Below are 17,117 nucleotides of genomic sequence, written 5' to 3'. Positions count from 1 at the left end.
GATTCGGATGTCAGGACGACCCTTCGCCTACTGCCTGGTGGCCCTCCTGCTGGTCCTGACGTGGTCATCGCCCGCGTCCGGTGCCCCGGCGAGCAGGTCCAACGATCCGCAGCCGCACCGCGGCGGTGCCGAGTACCGCGTGACGTACGGGGGACGGACGTTCGCCTGTTCGTCGGGGTTCGCCGTGCGCAAGGTCGTCAGTGGCAAGCGCGGGATGGCGAGTGCCGGGCACTGCGCGCCGAGCGGGACGGATGCGACCTCGGGCGAGTTCAGGTTCGGCACGTTCCTCGAGTCGTACAACACGGAGACGATGGACGCCGCGATGATCACCGGCACCCGCGTCAAACCGCAGGTGTACGCGACGACCATCTGGACGGACGGCGGTACGCCGAGCACGCCCGTCGCGCGCCGTGTCCTGGAGAAGGTGGACGGTCCCGTGCGCGGGCAGAAGGTGTGTGTCAGCGGGAAGGTGACCAAGCTGGTCTGCGACATCGAGGTGTACAACCTCACCGGTGGTGAGTCCTGCGGCGATGAGGAGCCGATCGTGTGCACCCGGGGCCTGGTGCTCGCCGGGAAGGAGGGCGTGGACATCGTGGACGACGGCGATTCGGGATCCCCCGTGTTCGTGCCGGTCGACAAGGAGGTCGACGGGCACATGGTGTACGGGGCCAGGCTCGTCGGCATGCTGATCGGCGGCGGGCCACGGCGTGAGCACGGTCCCGAGGACCTCGTGACGTTCCATACCGTCAGGCAGGTCGAGTGCGCCCTGACCGTGCAGGTGCTGACGGTGGCGGACGCGGAGTCGGGCCGCGCGGCTCCGCCGTCGCGCCGGGCGGACTGCCCGACCGGGAGCTGACGGTCCTCAGAGCCTGTCTTTGAACCCCCGTCGTTCGCGCGGAGCGCGGGCGCAGCGGCGTTCGGTGCGTGCGATCGGTGTGCGGCGTGCCAGGTCATGTGGCGGAGCCACCTGTCCTGGGACGCCGTGCAGCATGGGGGTCCCCCCTGCTCGAGCGGAGCCGAGAGCTTGGGGGAGTGCGTGCCGGGCGTCGGGGCGCAGGCGGGGGTTCAAAGACAGGCTCTCAGTGGGGCAGGCGCATGGCGAGGGTGACGACGGCTCCGATGGTGCCGTCGGAGATCCTGAGGTACTCGGTGATGTGGCGGGCCAGCCACAGTCCGCGGCCCTCGGCGGGGTCGCCGATGCCCGGGGCCAGCGGGGGGATGACGTCCGCGGTGAAGCCCGGGCCGGAGTCGTGGATGTGGCATTCGAGGTGTCCGTCGACGCGCCGCAGTGTCAGCGTGCCGCCGCCGCCCGCGTGGGCGATGGCGTTGGTGGCCACCGCGTCGATGGCCACGATGAAATCGCTCCGCTGCGGTTCGGGCAGCCCCTCGCGGTCGGCGTACTGGTCGACGAGCATGCGCAGCCGCGGCAGGTCGTCCTGGGTGAAGGGATACTCCAGCAGGGCGGTCGGCGGTTCGGCGGGGCCGATCGACGTCATCAGCGGGTCACCTCGCTGAGCAGCAGGTTGGGCATGTTCTCCGCGCCCGCCCTCCGCAGTATGCGGGCGCCTGCGGGATGGCACAGGGCACGGATTCCGTGGTCCTCGGAGGACGCGGCCAGTCTCAGCAGGTCCACGGCGCAGGCGGCGCTGAGGAAGATGAGCTGGGACATGTCCAGCGTCAGCTGTTGGGCGTCCGCTGTGCGCAGCAGTCCTTCGCGTACAGCGGAGAGGAACTGTTCGCGGGTGGCGACGTCCGCCTCGCCGGCCAGGCGCACGGTGCCGGGTGACTGTTCCACGTGGAGTTCTCCGAGGTGGGACAGCAGTCGGCACGGGTGGGCCCGGTGCATGGCTGTCAGGACGTCGGGCGCGAACGACCTGCTGTCGTAGGCGCAGATCTCGGTGTAGGGGCGGTCGGTGAAGAGGTGCTGGGCGTTCGATTCGCGGTGCATCATCACTGCGACGTCCGCGTCCAGGTCCGCCACCCAGTGCATGTCGATATAGGTGCGCAGACCGCTGTAGCCCTCCTTCAGGGCGCGGCCGGTCTCCTCCTGGATGCGCTGCCACTGGCGCTCGGGGGTGAAGTGCGGGGCGGGGTGGATGAGTGCGCGCATGCTGCTGACCACCAGCTGGCCCCGCTCGCGGGCCGCCCCCAGAAGGGGGCCCGGGGCGTCCAGGCTGTTCCAGACCTCGCTCTCGTCCACCTGCGGCGAGGAGAAGACCATGACCTTCTCGTGCCGGGCGAGTCCCGTCCAGGCGAAGGTGGTGACCACGTCGCGGCCCGCTTCGTCGTCCTCGTAGCTGACGAACGCGTGGTCTCCCGACCGGAGTTGCTGCACTGGCATCGTGCCGAAAGATGCCGCACCGTCAGCAGCGGCCATCGTTCACTCCCAACTCTTCGAATGGACCGCCAGGCAACACCGTCTGCGGCACAGGCAGCCACGATAGAGGCTTGTCCGAAGCTCGGGGCCCCTGTGAAGTCGACACTCATTCGATCTTTTCACCGCACACAACGATCGGAAGTGTGCGGTCCTACGCGAGCTTCTGACCGTGTTTCGATCGGCCGGGCGGGTGCGTCAGGCGGGCCGGCAGATGCGCGTGTGGTGATCCTCGTTCAGGGTGTTTCAGGACAACGGTCCTGGTCGTCCTCGGGTTCTCTGATCGCTTTCCGCCGCCGCAGCGCGGCGTGCCACCCGATGCGCCAGGCGGACTCCGTGGCGAGGGGGCCGGGGCTCATGCGGGGGTCCATGTGCGGGCACCGCGTGCCGCAGGACGGGAAGGCGGTCCCCGTCTCGTCCTCCATGGCCGCGAAGAAGCGGCGGCCCGCGGACGACTGGCGCGAGGTGGACCAGGTGTACCCGGCGCCGGCGGCGAGGGCGAGGTGCACGGCGTGCCGCCCGATGCCCTGGCCCTGCCAGTGGGCGGCGACGGCGATGTTGCCGATGTGTCCGAGCCGGCAGGGGTGGCAGACCTGGAACTCGAGGCTGCCGACCTGCCGGTCGTCGCGGTCCAGGACGACGACGGCCCGGCGTCCCGCGGGCACCGTCTCGACGACGCTCTCGTAGTGGACCGCGGGAGGCCTGGCCGGAGGGTTCACTCGGCCGGATCCTTGCGTTTCTGTTCCTTGAAGGCCCAGGTCATCCTCGGCTCCATGGCGAAACGGAACGTCCGCTGCACCGGCGGCGTACAGAGGAGCGTGATCACTGTTCCCGCCAGGACGGTCACGGTGACCTCGCCGAGCGGGCGGTGGATCCAGTCGGCGTCGTACCAGTCCCAGAAGCGGGATCCCTTGGCGAGGAAGCCGTGCAGCAGGTACCCGTACAGCGTTCCGGCGCCCAGTGCCGTGAACCACAGCCTCCGCCCCGGCACCCACGCGAAGAAGCAGGCGACGAGGACCAGCGAGCAGCCGAAGAGCCCGATGGTCATGACGGCGCCCGCCCAGCCGGGCGCGGCCAGTTCCTGCGCGCTGTCGCGGCGGTAGAACCACGCCGCGTTCATGCGCGGGGCGGCCCAGTAGGCGAAGGCGAGGGCCATGGCGAAGACCGGCAGGGCCAGGATCCGCGCCTCGCGGCGCCGCACCATCTGGAAGTGGGCCGGTTTCAGGACGAGGCCCAGGACGAAGAAGGGCAGGAACTGCAGGACGCGCTGGAGGTCGAGGTCGTCGCCGATGTCGGGGGACACGGAGGCGAGGACGGCGATGGCGAGCGCGAGCGGCAGCGGCCACCGCACGAGCTTCCAGAGGGGCGTCGTGAGGCGCCAGATGAACAGCGCGGCCAGGAACCAGGTCAGGTACCAGGGGTCGAGCAGGCTGATGGGGTAGTCAGGGTCGCCGCCCGCCCACCTTTTGAAGAAGGTGTACGCGACTTCGAAGATCACGTAGGGCACGGCGATCCCCGTGACCAGGCGGCGGATGCGGTTCGGGCCCGCGTCGAAGCTGCGGGAGAAGTAGCCGGAGATGACGATGAACGCCGGCATGTGGAACGTGTAGACGGTGATGTACAGCGCGGCGGCGGCCCTGCTGTCGCCGCGCAGCGGTTCCCACGCGTGTCCCATGGCGACGAGGACGATCGCCAGGTACTTGGCGTTGTCGAAGAACGAGTCCCGCCGCTTGGCCGGTTTCGCCGCGTCCGTGGCCGGGCTCGCAGCGACGGGCGGGCGCGGGGTGGGGCGTTGGGGAGGCAGCGCCAGTGTATGAGGGCCCGTCGGCCGTGCGGTCTCACTCAAGATGCCTCCCACAGTGAACCTGGGCCTGCGCCATCACGTCTTGCTCCGGTGCGGGTGATACGCCGTCGCGGAACATCTCCGGCACCCTAGCCATACTTCTACAGTCGCGTAAAACCCCACTGGCCATGGGCTTCACCGCGCGGATCGGGCGCCCCTCGGGACAGGTGCCGTACGCCGACTGCCCCCGGATACCCACAAAGACGTCAACGAATCAGAGGCGCTGCCGAAACGGATGAGGCCGGCGCGACACCTTCTGGTGTCGCGCCGGCCTCATGTGCCGTCAGTGGCTGCCGCTCCGATGGCGTGCGCGGGCGTGCGGGTCAGTCCGTGCCGAACTCCATCGCGGCGCGGTCCAGCGCCGCGTCCTGGGTGGAGACCTGGCCGCGGGAGGCGATGGCCTCGGCGCCGCCTTCCGGCATCTCCGGCATGCTGCCGATCAGGCCGGTGGCGGCCGCCTGGGCGGCGCCGATGGACGGGTTGGCGGTGCCGATCAGGCCGAGGCCCGCGTACTGCTCCAGCTTGGCGCGCGAGTCGGCGATGTCGAGGTTGCGCATGGTGAGCTGGCCGATGCGGTCCACCGGGCCGAACGCCGAGTCCTCGGTGCGCTCCATGGACAGCTTGTCCGGGTGGTAGCTGAAGGCCGGTCCCGTGGTGTCGAGGATCGAGTAGTCCTCGCCGCGCCGCAGCCGCAGGGTCACTTCGCCGGTGACGGCCGCGCCCACCCAGCGCTGCAGCGACTCGCGCACCATGAGGGCCTGGGGGTCCAGCCAGCGGCCCTCGTACATCAGCCGGCCGAGGCGCCGCCCTTCGTTGTGGTACTGGGCGAGGGTGTCCTCGTTGTGGATCGCGTTGACCAGGCGCTCGTACGCGGCGTGCAGCAGGGCCATGCCGGGCGCCTCGTAGATGCCGCGGCTCTTGGCCTCGATGATCCGGTTCTCGATCTGGTCGGACATGCCCATGCCGTGGCGGCCGCCGATGGCGTTGGCCTCCATCACCAGGTCGACGGCGGAGGCGAACTCCTTGCCGTTGACGGTGACCGGGCGGCCCTGGTCGAAGCCGATCGTCACGTCCTCCGCGGCGATCTCGATCTCGGGGTCCCAGAACCGCACGCCCATGATGGGCTCCACGGTCTCCACGCCGGTGTCCAGGTGCTCCAGCGTCTTGGCCTCGTGGGTGGCACCCCAGATGTTGGCGTCCGTGGAGTACGCCTTCTCCGTGCTGTCGCGGTAGGGCAGCTCGTGGGCGACGAGCCACTCCGACATCTCCTTGCGGCCGCCGAGCTCGGTGACGAAGTCGGCGTCCAGCCAGGGCTTGTAGATCCGCAGCTGCGGGTTGGCGAGCAGGCCGTACCGGTAGAACCGCTCGATGTCGTTGCCCTTGAAGGTCGAGCCGTCGCCCCAGATCTGGACGTCGTCCTCTAGCATCGCGCGGACCAGGAGGGTGCCGGTGACGGCGCGGCCGAGCGGCGTGGTGTTGAAGTACGCGCGACCGCCGGAGCGGATGTGGAACGCGCCGCAGGTCAGCGCGGCCAGGCCCTCTTCCACGAGCGCGGCACGGCAGTCGACCAGGCGTGCGATCTCGGCGCCGTAGGTCTTGGCGCGGCCGGGCACCGAGGCGATGTCGGGCTCGTCGTACTGACCGATGTCGGCGGTGTAGGTGCACGGGACGGCGCCCTTGTCGCGCATCCACGCGACCGCGACGGAGGTGTCGAGACCGCCCGAGAAGGCGATGCCGACGCGCTCGCCGGCGGGGAGGGAGGTGAGGACCTTAGACATAGGAAGAGTATGCATCATCGCGCATGGTCATGCAAAGACGGGTGTGACTCGGTACGCGGCGCCTTGCATGAGGAGGCCGGCTGGACCTGGCACCCGACGCCGGTCCTGTGAGGTACGAGGGTCAGGCTGCCCCATCGAACGGGGTGATGCGGCGGTATGCGGCCCGGGCGTACCACACCCGGGCCGTGGCCGTTCCGATGAGGGCGGCGGCCAGCAGGCACGCCACCCAGCCGGGGTCCCGGTGTCCGGCCCAGGAGAGTTCCCCGGTGGGGTGGGCGGCGAAGACGTTCAGCAGGGCCCAGCAGAGCAGGGCCGTGCCCGGCGCCGCGACGAACCGGCCGAGCGTTCCGACGAGCGCGGCCAGTACGGACAACGCGGCGAGAGCGAGGCCGGTGCGGTCGAGCGCGCCGAGCAGATCGAACGCGATGACAAGGACGAGGGAGCCCGAACAGGCCGTCGTCCAGACGAACGGCGTGGCCATGGGTTCAGGGACGGCCCTTGCGCCCTTGGCGATGTACCGCCACTCCACCACCGTCGTTCCTCCCCACCACCGGGTGCCGGGCGCCACACCGGCCCCCGGCCTCTCCCCGGTCGGCCGATTGTCCCACCCCGTAACGGGAAGGCCGAGGTCGGATCAGTAGAGCTTGTTCACGGCGGTGGCGGTCGTGGTCTTGAAGTCGGCCACCTGAGCGTCGGCGAAGTCGCCCATCCGACCCCACTGCACGAGCGTCACCGTGGTGCCGTCGCGGCCCACCGAGAACATGTTGATGTCGGAGGCGCCCCACGTGGCGGTGGTGTGGACGCCGTAGACGTGGGCGCCGTCCTCGGCGTTCACCTTTCCGTAGTACTTCTGCTTCGCGGTGATGTCGGGGTACTGCTGCATCACCTTCTTCGCGCAGCCGTCGAGGTTCTTGCGCAGCAGCGCGGCGAAGTCCTTGGCCCGCTGTTCGCTGCGCTCGACCACGGTCACCTGGAGGGCGCCGGTGTCGAGGTCGGTGCGGTAGGTGCGGTGCACCGAGATCGACGGCAGAACCTCGCCGACGCACATCGGCAGCGGGTCGGGCTGCCCCGCCGTGACCGGCCCGGCGGTCCAGGAGGACGAGGCGTGCGGCGGCAGTTCGCTCGGCGAGAGGAAGCGAGGGGTGCCGGCCGCGGCGGCCGGTACGGTGCTCGCGGCGATGCCCGCCGCGGCCAGGGCAGCGCCCATGGCGAGCAGTCCCTTGTTCACGCGCGTGTTCGTCTCCATCGTGTTCCCCCATTTGATGCGGTCGGTGTGCTGGTCCGGGACCACGTGAGCGTCACACACCGCCCTCCTGATCCCACGCTCCATACGACCCGCGACCCCCCGCACCCGTTGCCCTCCGCCACGTCACAGCTCGGTCCCCGCTGTCACCGAACGGCAACAGCGCTCACGCCCCGTCGGTGACCATCGCACCATTCACTCGTTTGACGGAGGTCAGGACGTAACACCGTCAGCCTTCGGAAGGTTCCTCGATCGATGAGCACATCGCAGCGGCGCCGGGGCAAGGCGTTCGAGCCCGTGGCCCTCGATCATGCCGAGGCCGTCATCGTCGACCAGTACACACGGCTCGTACGTCTCGCGTACCTCACCCTGCCCGGCAGGCTCAGTCGGCATCGGCGTGTTCTCGCCGCTCATTCTCTGGTACAGCGTGCCCTGCCGGGTTTCAGGGTGCGGCATGCGACCGTCCGGGTTCCGCTGCCGCGTACGGGGAGTGGGGGTGAGCCCGCCAGGACGGGTACCGCTTACATGACCGCGCGGGTGCTGTGCGCGGCGCTGGCTCACGAGCGGCGGCCGCGTGGGTGGCCGGACCGGCTGCCGCCGCCCCGCGAACTGCGCCCGGCGCTCCCTGTGGTGTGGGGGCTGCGGCTCTTTCCCCGCGCGGGCGGCACGGAGGAGATCGCGCTGGCGCAGGTTCTCTCCAAACTCTCCGCGCCCGCCCGTGCGGCGTTCGTGCTGTGCAGGCTGGACGGTCTGGCGCACCCCGAGGTCGTTGATCTGCTCGCCGCCGCCGACGTGCCCGATCCGGAGGCAGCGCTGCGCGCCGCCCGCCGCGTCGAGGAGCAGGCCGGCGAGGCGGCGGGCAAGCTGCTGCGCTCGCAGGAGTTCGACGCCTGCTCCGTGCAGACCCGCCCCACCGACCTGCTCCGCCGTCGGCGCCGCTTCCGGCTCCTCTGGTGCGCGGCGGGCATCACCGCGATCAGCTGCGCGGCGCTCCTGACGATCGGCCCCGTCCCGGTCCCGGGCGAAAAGCCGACACGGCCGACCGGCGGGCGCCCCGCGATCAGCGCCGACGCGCTGCTCCGCACCTCCCCCGCCGTGTGGGCCGACACCTCGCGGGTGGACTTCAGCGCCTGGCCGGTCCGCGGCGCCCGCGCCGACGACCGCGAGCTGCTGACCCGCGCCCTCGCCGCCTGGACCGAGCCCCCACCCGGCACCCGCGTCGGCGCCGCCCGGGCGACGACCACCGAACCCCCGCCCGCAGCAACCCAGTTGCTGTACGCCGATGTCGTGGGCGGTGAGGCGGTCGTACTGTTCCACGACGGTCGGCGCGTGGTCCGCTACGTGGAACCCGCGTCGCCGAAGGAGCCCGCCTCCCTCGACTTCTCGCGCGCCGACGACTCCGACGTGACCACGGCGGCCGCGCTCACCGTCAGCCGCAAGGACGGCAGGATCCGCTACCTCACGGCTCCGTGGATCGCGGAGGCCCGCACGCGCGATCTGCTGCGCCCCAACTCCCCCGGCCGACCGCTCGACGTGTCCGGCCAGGGCCTCACCGCGGCCGTCGACGCACCGTCGGCCGCGGGCCCGTGCGACAGCCTGCCGGTGCTCCAACTGCGTTCGTCCGCCCGCATCGTGGAGAAGCACGCCTTCCTCGTCACCGACCTCGGCGACCTCGCCCCCGCGCACCTCAGCCACACCCCGCTGCCCGGCACGGGCGCGCCCGCCCGCCAGCCGCGCGAGGCCACCAGCGGCACCGCGCTGCGGAGCTGGGCCCGGGGTGCGTGCCACCTCTCCGAACTGCGCGGCCGAGGCGTGCGGGCCGTCAACCAGTGGGACTTCGCCGATCAGAAGCTGCCGGAGGACGGCGGCCGGGCCGTGTGGTCGTGCACGCGCGCCTCGACCTGGCGCGGGCCGGGAAGTGTCCTGCTCCAGTTCCGTACGTCCGCCGAGTCCGCGACGGCACCGGCGAAGGTCGTCGGACGGGCCCGCTCGACGGCCGCGTGCAGCAGGTTCGGCCAGCATGTCGTGGCGAGTGCGCGGTGGACGGCGGGCTCCGGGCACCGGTACCTCCTGGCCGCCGGCAGCCGCGACGTCACCCGGATCACGGTCACCGGGGAGGTCGACGCGGAGCGGCGCGGCCGAACCCTGGCCGTTCGGGCTCCGAAGGACGCCCGCGTGACGGTGCGGGCACGTCTGGCGGACGGTGAGGACCTGGCCGAGGTCGGCGCTCATGCGAACCCGCACGGCTCGGCGCCCGACCCGGCGCGTGACCGTGGGTCGGCCACCTCGGGTGGCGGACGTCGATGACGTAGTCGTGCGCGTGCCGCCAGCCGTGGGGGCCCGCGTGCGCGTCGGCGAGGTGCGGGTCGTCGGCGGGCAGGGCGGTGTGGAGGTGGGTGAGGCGGGCTGGGTCGTGGGTCGGCCACAGCAGCGCGGCCGTGGTCGCGGCGGCCAGTGCGAGAACGGTGAGTGTCGCCGCCGCGACGGTCATCCCCGCGGTGGCGGCCAGCCATCCTGCGAGCGGGTAGGTGAGCAGCCAGCAGCCGTGGCTGAGAGCGAACTGGGCGGCGAACGCGGCCGGCAGGTCGGCGGGCGCGGCCGAGCGGCGGATCAGTCCGCCGCTCGGGGTCAGGACCATGGACGAAGCCGCGCCGAGGAGCGCCCAGGCCGCCAGCAGCCCTCCCCAGGACCGGGTGCCGTGCGCGATCCCCGTGGTGAGTGCGGCGAGCACCGCGCCGAGCACGAACCCGGCGGGCAGCATGACGCATCGGTCGCCGAAGCGTTCCAGGGCGCGCGGCAGGAGCACGGCGGCAGCCATGGAACCGGCCCCGAACGCGCCCAGGGCCAGCGACACTTCGCCCGCCCCGAGACGCAGGTGTTCCCTGACGAGCACCACCGTGTTGACGATGACCATGGCACCGGCGGCGGCCGCGACGAGGTCCAGCGCGAGCAGGGCGCGTAGCCGGGGCGTGGCCCAATGGAGGCGGGCGCCGAACGTCACCCGTGCCTGGACGCCGTCGCGCTCGACCGGGCGCGGCGCGGGCAGCGCGACCGACACGACCAGGGCCGCGGACGCGAGGAAGCCGAGAGCCGTACCGGCGAACAGCCAGTTGTACGTGACCGTCGCGAGCAGTGCGGCGGCCAGGACCGGGCTGAGCAGGCTCTCGAGTTCGTAGGCGAGCCGGGAGAGCGACAGGGCGCGCAGGTAGTCGCGCTCGGCGGGCAGGATCTCGGGGATCGTCGCCTGGAAGGTGGGCGTGAACGCGGCCGATGCGGCCTGGAGCAGGAAGATGAGGACGTACACCTGCCACACCTGGTGCACGAACGGCAGGACGAGTGCGGTACCGGCGCGGACGCCGTCCATGGTCACCAGCAGGGCGCGGCGTGGCACGCGGTCGGCGAAGGCGCTGATCAACGGGGCGAGGCCCACGTAGGCCACCATTTTGATCGCCAGTGCGGTGCCGAGGACGGCGGAGGCGTCCGCTCCGGCGAGGTCGTACGCCAGAAGGCTCAGGGCAACGGTTGCGAGGCCCGTGCCCGTGAGGGCGACGACTTGGGCGGTGAACAGGCGGCGATAGGTGCGGTTCCACAGCACTGAGCGCATGACGGTGTCCCCTGGGTCGACGGCCCGGACACCTCTACGGTAGACGACATGTGCGCAGATGCGCACATGTCGACGAGAAGAATTACGCGTGCCAGGGCGCGCCGGTGACCTGATGGTCGGCGTGGCTCAGCGCCTCGGTGACCAGGCGCCGCAGATGGCCGTCGCGCAGCGAATACACCATCCGGCGCCCGTCCTTGCGGGCCTGGACGAGGCCCGCGAGCCGGAGCTTGGCCAGATGCTGACTGACGGCAGGCCGGGCCGCCTCGCTCTCGGAGGCCAGCTCGGTCACGTCCGCCTCTCCTCCGGCCAGCAGCCACAGCAGGTGCAGCCGGGTGGGGTCGGCGAGCAGCGCGAACACGGTCGTGGCGGTCTCCAACTGCTCCCTGCCCGGGCTCCGTTGGTGCCCATGATGTGCAGGTGAGGTTTCCGTGCGCTCCGACATGGACCCATCGTAGGGCCGTACGCCCCGGCGGCACCGGAACGGTCCCGCTGTTCCGGTGCCGCGTGCGAAGTCGGACTCTCAGCCCCGCAGGCGCGCCCAGGTCTTGGGCCCTACGATGCCGTCGTCATTGAGGTTCCAGTTGCGCTGGAACTTCTTCACGGCCTTGAGAGTGTCGCCGCCGAACTGGCCGTCGACTCCGTAGCGGCCGATGTTGTACCCCCGGTACTGGAGAATCGCCTGGATCTCCCTGACCTTGTTCCCGCGGTCGCCGTAGTCGGCGTATGTGTTGTTGACGTCGTAACCGCAGTAGTAGCCGAAGTTCGAGTAGTAGGCGCAGGCGGCCAGAGCGGTGGACGGCGCGGCCGACGGGGCGGCTGCCGAGGTGGTGGCCGCCGACGGGGTCGCGGCCGATGCGGTGGCGGCGACACCGGTGGCCGCCGTCCCGGCGAGGAGACCCGCGGCCAGCAAGGTCGCGGCAGTGCGGTGGATGGGCATGTGAGCTCCCTGATGGAGGGGCGGCGTCGCAGCCGCCTCGGACGGGAATGCCCGGGCACTGTCCACGGTAGGAAAACGGCCGCCGGAACACGTCAACCGACGGTGTGACTCCTGTCTGCTCCCACGGTTTGCGGCTCTGCTCCCATGGTTTGCGGCTCTGCCCTCACGGTTTGCCGCGTGGTCAACCCTCGGTGCACCGTGAGGCGCCTCCCTCAATCCCGCGCGGTACGACGGCGTACGCCCGTACACGACTGCTGTGACCCGACCACTACAGGCTCGTCGCCTCGATCACGCACATAGGGCCACCCGTCTCCACGACACGGTCGAGGCGGAACCCCGAGCCCGACAACAGGGACTGCCAGTCCGCGCGGCTGCGTTCCCTGCCGTTCAGCATGCCCATCATCGTGAGGTCGAGCAGGGTCGCGACCTCCGGGGCGGAGCCCTCGTCCAGTACGGTCTCCACGAGGAAGAGGCGGGCCCTGGAGCCCGCGGCCCGGCGTACGCGGTCCAGAATGACGGCGCTCTGTTCGTCGTTCCAGTCGTGGAGGATGAAGCAGGCCAGGTAGGCGTCCGCGCCGGGCGGCACGCTCTCGAAGAAGTCGCCGCTCCAGGTGCCGACCCGATCGGCGACCCCGGCCGCGCGCAGTACGGGTTCGGCGCCGGCCACGACGTGCGGCAGGTCGAAGACGGTCCCCCAGAGCCACTCGTGCCGCCGGGCGAGCGCGGCGAGCGCCGTGCCGTCGGCGCCGCCGATGTCGACCAGGTGGTGGACCTTGCTCAGGTCCAGGCTGTCGAGGGCGTCCTGCCGGAGGGCGAGCAGGTTGCCCATGGCGGCGCTGAAGCCGTCGACCCGGTCCGGTTCCTCCGCGATCCAGTCGAAGAGCGGCTTGCCCAGCTCCCGTTCGGCGGCGGGCACTCCGTCGTGCAGCGTGGACCAGAGGCCGGCGAAGGGTCCGTAGTGGGTGTCCATCCACATGAGGGCCACATCGCGCAGCGAGTCGTCGGTGTCGCTGCACAGCGTGTGCCCCAGCGGGCCGAGGCCGACGGTGTCCCGGTCCGCGTCGAACGCGAAGACCTGCTCGGCGGCGAGGGTGCGGATCAGCCGCCGCAGCAGGTCCGTGCGGACACCGGCGGCCGCGGCCGCTTCGGCGACCGGCCGCGGTCCTGCGGCCAGGTGGTCGGCCACGCCCGCGCGGGCGATGACGTACAGGGCCTGGGAGACCTGGAAGCCGGCGAGCAGACGCAGCATGGCGACGGCCGGGGGACGCGTACCGGAGGCGGCGCGCGTACCGGCGGCGGAAGTGGAGGGTCCGTTCAATAACATGATCGAAGCCCTACCCCCGGGCCGACCACGCACCACCACCCCTCGCACCCTGTGGCCGAAAGCCCTCGCGCCGCCGGACCGGACGGGCCGCCGGGCCCGCCGCTCCGGCGTGCCGGTTCAGGCCTTCGTCTCCGGCGCCTCGGAGGCGGTGACGGGCGCGGGGACCGTGGCGGGTTCGATGCGGTCGGTGGTGGGGCGTACGGGAATGAGCGCGGCAACGACCGCGGCCGTCAGGCCCACGCCGCAGCCGATCGCCATGGCGACGCGGAAGCCGCTCTCGGAGGGCAGGGCGTAGCCCCCGAAGTCCGTCGTCAGCTGGGCCAGGACGACACCGATGACGGCAGCGGAGACCGAGCTGCCGATCGAGCGCATCAGGGTGTTGAAGCTGTTGGCCGACGCGGTCTCCGACGGGGGTACGGCGCCCATGATGAGGGCGGGCATCGCGCCGTAGGCGAAGCCGACTCCCGTGTTGCAGACGATCGTCACGATCAGCAGGCTCCAGGTGGAACCGGAACCGGTCAGGGGCAGGCCGAGGCCGTACCCAGCGGCGATGACGAGGCTGCCCACGGACAGGGTGACCTTGGGGCCGCGTGCGGCGGACAGCTTCGCGCCCAGCGGGGACATGGCCATCATCATCAGTCCGGCCGGCGCCATCCACAGGCCCATGGCGACCATCGACTGACCCAGGCCGTAGCCGGTGGCCTCGGGGAGCTGGAGCAGCTGCGGTACGACCAACGACTGGGCGTACATGGAGAATCCGACCAGGACCGAGGCCGCGTTGGTCATCAGCACCTGAGGTCGGGCGGTCACCCGCAGGTCGACCAGCGGGTCGGTCAGGCGCAGTTCCCACCAGGCCCAGGCCAGCAGCGTGACGACGGCGCCGGCGAACAGGCCCAGCGTGGTGGCGCTCCCCCAGCCCCAGTCGGCGCCCTTGGAGACACCGAGCAGCAGGCAGATCAGTCCGGCTCCGAGACCGACCGCGCCGAGCCCGTCGAAGCCGCCGCGCGCGGCGTTCTGCCGTTCGGCGGGTACGAGGCTCAAAATCAGGGCGCCGACGACGACGGCCAGGCCCGCGACGACCCAGAACAGCACGCGCCAGCTGGCATTCTCGGCGATCGCGGCGGCGAGCGGAAGGCCGAGCGCGCCGCCCACGCCCATGGACGCGCTCATGAGGGCGATGGCCGAGCCGAGGCGCTCCGCGGGCACCACGTCGCGCAGCAGGCTGATGCCGAGCGGTACGACGCCCATGCCCATGCCCTGCAGTCCGCGGCCGGCGATCATCGGCACGACGGACGAGGACACGGCGCACACGACGGAGCCCACGACCAGTGGTATCAGGGAGACGAGCAGCATGCGGCGCTTGCCGAACATGTCGCCGAGGCGCCCGGCGACGGGGGTCGCCACGGCGGCGGCCAGCAGGGTCGCCGTGATGACCCACGAGGCGTTGGACGCGGACGTGTCGAGCAGGTCGGGGAGTTCCGCGATCAGCGGCACGACCAGGGTCTGCGTGATCGCGGCCACGATGCCCGCGAGGGCGAGGATGCCGATCACGGCGCCCGGCCGGGTCGCTGGTTGTGCACTGTCCACGGGTGCTCCCTGTTGCTGCGTAGTGCTGTTGGTTGCCGTATGCCGGTGTGCCGTGGCACAACACCACGGAGACGATGTGCACCGTACACGAGATGTGCATGATGCACATCAAGTGTGCGATGCACTCCATGTGCAGCATGCACACAATCCGTGATATATCTGCTCGCATGGACAAGCCGCTGGATCAGATCGAATTCGAGACGATGCTCCTCGGCCGCCACATGAGCCTGCTCACGTCGAGGGGCGGCGGGCGGCTCGACCGCAGCGCCTACATCGTTCTCAGCCGGATCCGCGCCGAAGGCCCCATGTCCATCGGACAGTTGCGGGACGCGTTCGGGCTGGACACCTCCACGCTGAACCGGCAGACCGCCGCGATGCTGCGGGCCGGCGTCGTCGAGCGCATCCCCGACCCCGACGGCGGCATCGCCCGCAAGTTCGCCATCACCGGAGAGGGCGAGCGCCGTCTGGACGACGACAGGTCCGAGAACGTCGCGGGCCTCGGCAAGGTCCTGGCCGACTGGTCGCCCGAGGAGGCGGCGCAACTCGCGGACTGTCTCGCCCGTCTCAACCGTGACATCGAGCGACTCGACGGGCGTCCTTGGCCGCGCGACTGAGCTACTCCGTGTGCCGCTCGCACGGGACGAAGCGGCCCCGGCTGCAGATGTGCACGCCTCGCCCACCCCGTCGTCGTCAGCGATGCCGGGCGATGAGCATGCGGGCCATCTCCTTGGCCCGCAGGGCCGCGTCGTGGTCGCCCTCCGCCGCCGAGATGATGGACCCCTTCATCAGGATGTGCCAGGACCGGGCGAACCCGTCCGTGTCGCGCAGCCCCGCTTCTTCGGCCATGCCGCCCACGAGGGAGCGGATGTTCTCCAGGTACTCGATGCTCGCCCGCCCCAGCGGATGCTTCCAGCCCATCTCCAGCAGAACGTTGATGAACGTACAGGCGTCGAAGTCATCGCTACGGAACCACTCGTCGAAGACGTCGAAAATGGCCAGCAGCCTGCCTTCCGGGGTTCCGCCGCGGCTGCGGGCACCCGCGACGACCCTCCCCAGGGTCCACTGCCGCTCCCTGCGGGCCAGGAACGCCAGGACGAGCTGGTCCTTCGAGGGAAAGTGCCGGTAGAGGGTCGCCTTGGCGACTCCCGAACGCGCGATGACTTCCTCGATGCCGACATCACGGATGCCGCGTTGCGAGAAGAGCTCGTACGCGGTCCTCAGAATCCGTTCGCGGGGCGCCAACTGTTCCGTTTCAGGCGGCGAATGACTGTCCATCACCGACCAGAATAGTCCTGGACACGGGCGCCGCACGCTGCCATGGTCGAGGCAGCGACGCACGAGACAGACCGGTCTTTCTGGTCCCTGCCGATCACGGCTTTCCGCCCCAAGCACCACAGGCCCCCATCACCACCACAGGTCCCGGTGTGCTCACCAACCGGCAGGGCAGCCGACGCGGGAGATACCGGCCACCTGCCCGCCACCGGGAGCCGTCCCGACGGGTGGGGCCGCACGCTCCCTGGCGCGCCCCTCCCGCCAGGTGAGCCGCCCCACCCGTCGGACGCGCGACGCGGCCTCTCACCTTGAGTACGGGTGGTGTCTCGGCCGGGGCCACGCCCATGTCCGCGGTCGGCGCTCAGAGCCTGTCTTTGAACCCCCGTCGTTCGCGCGGAGCGCGGGCGCAGCGGCGTTCGGTGCGTGCGATCGGTGTGCGGCGTGCCAGGTCATGTGGCGGAGCCACCTGTCCTGGGACGCCGTGCGGCATGGGGGTCCCCCCTGCTCGAGCGGAGCCGAGAGCTTGGGGGAGTGCGTGCCGGGCGTCGGGGCGCAGGCGGGGGTTCAAAGACAGGCTCTCAGTCCCAACGGACCGGCAGGCGGCGTGGGCCGCGGACGAGCATGCCGGTGCGCCACGACAGCGCCCCGGCATCGGGGTCCTGGGCCAGACCGGGGCAGCGTTCCAGGAGGGCGCGCACGGCGATACGGCCCTCCAGCCGGGCCAGCGGGGCGCCCAGACAGTAGTGGATGCCATGGCCGAAGGCGATGTGGCCGCGGGCGTCGCGGGTGATGTCGAAGCGGGCCGGGCCGGGAAAGCGGCCGGGGTCACGGTCCGCGGAGGCGAGGGCGATCAGCACGAACTGCCGGTCGGGGACGACCGTGCCGGCGATGCCCACAGGACCATCCGTGAAGCGCCAGGTGGCCGCCTCGATCGGCCCGTCATAGCGCAGCATCTCCTCCACGGCCCCCTCCAGGAGGCCGAAGTCGGCCCGCAGGGCTGCCAGTTGGTCGGGGTGGTCGAGCAGCGCCCGGGTGCCGTTGGCGATGAGGCCGGCGGTCGTCTCATGGCCGGCGAAGCGGAACCGACGAAATATGGTCCGCGAGTCGACGGAATGCGCTAGGCCGGTCAGTGGGCCGGGCGGCCGGATCGCGTCC

General features: G+C 71.1%; 15 protein-coding genes and 1 pseudogene. 2 read left to right on the top strand and 14 right to left on the bottom strand.

Annotated features, from left to right (window positions below; all coding sequences use genetic code 11):
* Window positions 1-7: 7 nt before the first annotated feature.
* A complete protein-coding gene (locus NOO62_RS38260) occupies window positions 8-856 on the top strand; it encodes a hypothetical protein (RefSeq protein WP_268775386.1) in 849 nt (282 codons plus the stop codon).
* A gap of 223 nt (window positions 857-1,079) precedes the next feature.
* Here NOO62_RS38260 and NOO62_RS38255 read toward each other — a convergent pair whose 3' ends face one another.
* The 12 genes from NOO62_RS38255 to NOO62_RS38195 form a co-directional block, all read right to left on the bottom strand.
* A complete protein-coding gene (locus tag NOO62_RS38255) occupies window positions 1,080-1,496 on the bottom strand; it encodes an ATP-binding protein (protein ID WP_268775385.1) in 417 nt (138 codons plus the stop codon).
* Window positions 1,496-2,341 carry an MEDS domain-containing protein gene (locus NOO62_RS38250; protein WP_268775384.1) on the bottom strand — a complete coding sequence of 282 codons (846 nt, stop codon included), beginning with the start codon at window positions 2,339-2,341 and terminating at the stop codon, window positions 1,496-1,498. The genes NOO62_RS38255 and NOO62_RS38250 overlap by 1 nt, the downstream gene beginning before the upstream one ends.
* A gap of 269 nt (window positions 2,342-2,610) precedes the next feature.
* The gene (locus NOO62_RS38245) at window positions 2,611-3,093 is read right to left on the bottom strand and encodes a GNAT family N-acetyltransferase (protein ID WP_268775383.1); all 483 of its coding nucleotides are present in this window, start codon (window positions 3,091-3,093) and stop codon (window positions 2,611-2,613) included.
* Entirely contained in the window at window positions 3,090-4,220 is a 1,131-nt protein-coding gene (locus tag NOO62_RS38240; RefSeq protein ID WP_268775382.1) for an acyltransferase family protein, read from the bottom strand. The genes NOO62_RS38245 and NOO62_RS38240 overlap by 4 nt, the downstream gene beginning before the upstream one ends.
* Window positions 4,221-4,540: 320 nt before the next feature.
* On the bottom strand, window positions 4,541-5,995 hold the full coding sequence (gene argG, locus NOO62_RS38235) for an argininosuccinate synthase (RefSeq protein WP_268775381.1): 1,455 nt from the start codon (window positions 5,993-5,995) through the stop codon (window positions 4,541-4,543).
* Between the two features lie 121 nt (window positions 5,996-6,116).
* On the bottom strand, window positions 6,117-6,476 hold the full coding sequence (locus NOO62_RS38230) for a hypothetical protein (protein WP_321170644.1): 360 nt from the start codon (window positions 6,474-6,476) through the stop codon (window positions 6,117-6,119).
* Between the two features lie 153 nt (window positions 6,477-6,629).
* A complete protein-coding gene (locus NOO62_RS38225) occupies window positions 6,630-7,241 on the bottom strand; it encodes a hypothetical protein (RefSeq protein WP_268775380.1) in 612 nt (203 codons plus the stop codon).
* 2,104 nt (window positions 7,242-9,345) lie between these two features.
* Window positions 9,346-10,842 carry an MFS transporter gene (locus NOO62_RS38215; RefSeq protein ID WP_268775379.1) on the bottom strand — a complete coding sequence of 499 codons (1,497 nt, stop codon included), beginning with the start codon at window positions 10,840-10,842 and terminating at the stop codon, window positions 9,346-9,348.
* Between the two features lie 82 nt (window positions 10,843-10,924).
* Window positions 10,925-11,284 (bottom strand): ArsR/SmtB family transcription factor, encoded by a 360-nt coding sequence (locus NOO62_RS38210; RefSeq protein ID WP_268775378.1) that lies wholly within the window; start codon window positions 11,282-11,284, stop codon window positions 10,925-10,927.
* Window positions 11,285-11,362: 78 nt separating this feature from the next.
* Window positions 11,363-11,779: a peptidoglycan-binding domain-containing protein gene (locus NOO62_RS38205; RefSeq protein WP_268775377.1), complete on the bottom strand. Its 417-nt coding sequence runs from the start codon at window positions 11,777-11,779 to the stop codon at window positions 11,363-11,365.
* Between the two features lie 268 nt (window positions 11,780-12,047).
* Window positions 12,048-13,103: a methyltransferase gene (locus tag NOO62_RS38200; protein WP_268775376.1), complete on the bottom strand. Its 1,056-nt coding sequence runs from the start codon at window positions 13,101-13,103 to the stop codon at window positions 12,048-12,050.
* A gap of 117 nt (window positions 13,104-13,220) precedes the next feature.
* Window positions 13,221-14,690: an MFS transporter gene (locus NOO62_RS38195; protein WP_414930959.1), complete on the bottom strand. Its 1,470-nt coding sequence runs from the start codon at window positions 14,688-14,690 to the stop codon at window positions 13,221-13,223.
* Between the two features lie 167 nt (window positions 14,691-14,857).
* Here NOO62_RS38195 and NOO62_RS38190 point away from each other — a divergent pair, with 167 nt between their 5' ends.
* The gene (locus tag NOO62_RS38190) at window positions 14,858-15,304 is read left to right on the top strand and encodes a MarR family winged helix-turn-helix transcriptional regulator (protein ID WP_268775375.1); all 447 of its coding nucleotides are present in this window, start codon (window positions 14,858-14,860) and stop codon (window positions 15,302-15,304) included.
* A gap of 76 nt (window positions 15,305-15,380) precedes the next feature.
* Here the strand turns inward: NOO62_RS38190 and NOO62_RS38185 are convergent, their stop codons facing one another.
* Both NOO62_RS38185 and NOO62_RS38180 read right to left on the bottom strand, forming a co-directional pair.
* Window positions 15,381-15,965 (bottom strand): TetR/AcrR family transcriptional regulator, encoded by a 585-nt coding sequence (locus NOO62_RS38185; protein ID WP_268775374.1) that lies wholly within the window; start codon window positions 15,963-15,965, stop codon window positions 15,381-15,383.
* Between the two features lie 575 nt (window positions 15,966-16,540).
* Window positions 16,541-17,035: pseudogene (locus NOO62_RS38180) on the bottom strand (cytochrome P450); the annotation flags it as partial.
* Window positions 17,036-17,117 lie beyond the last annotated feature (82 nt).

It is taken from the genome of Streptomyces sp. Je 1-369 (assembly GCF_026810505.1).
GTDB lineage: Bacteria > Actinomycetota > Actinomycetes > Streptomycetales > Streptomycetaceae > Streptomyces.
This window is presented reverse-complemented; position numbering and strand designations above follow the sequence as displayed.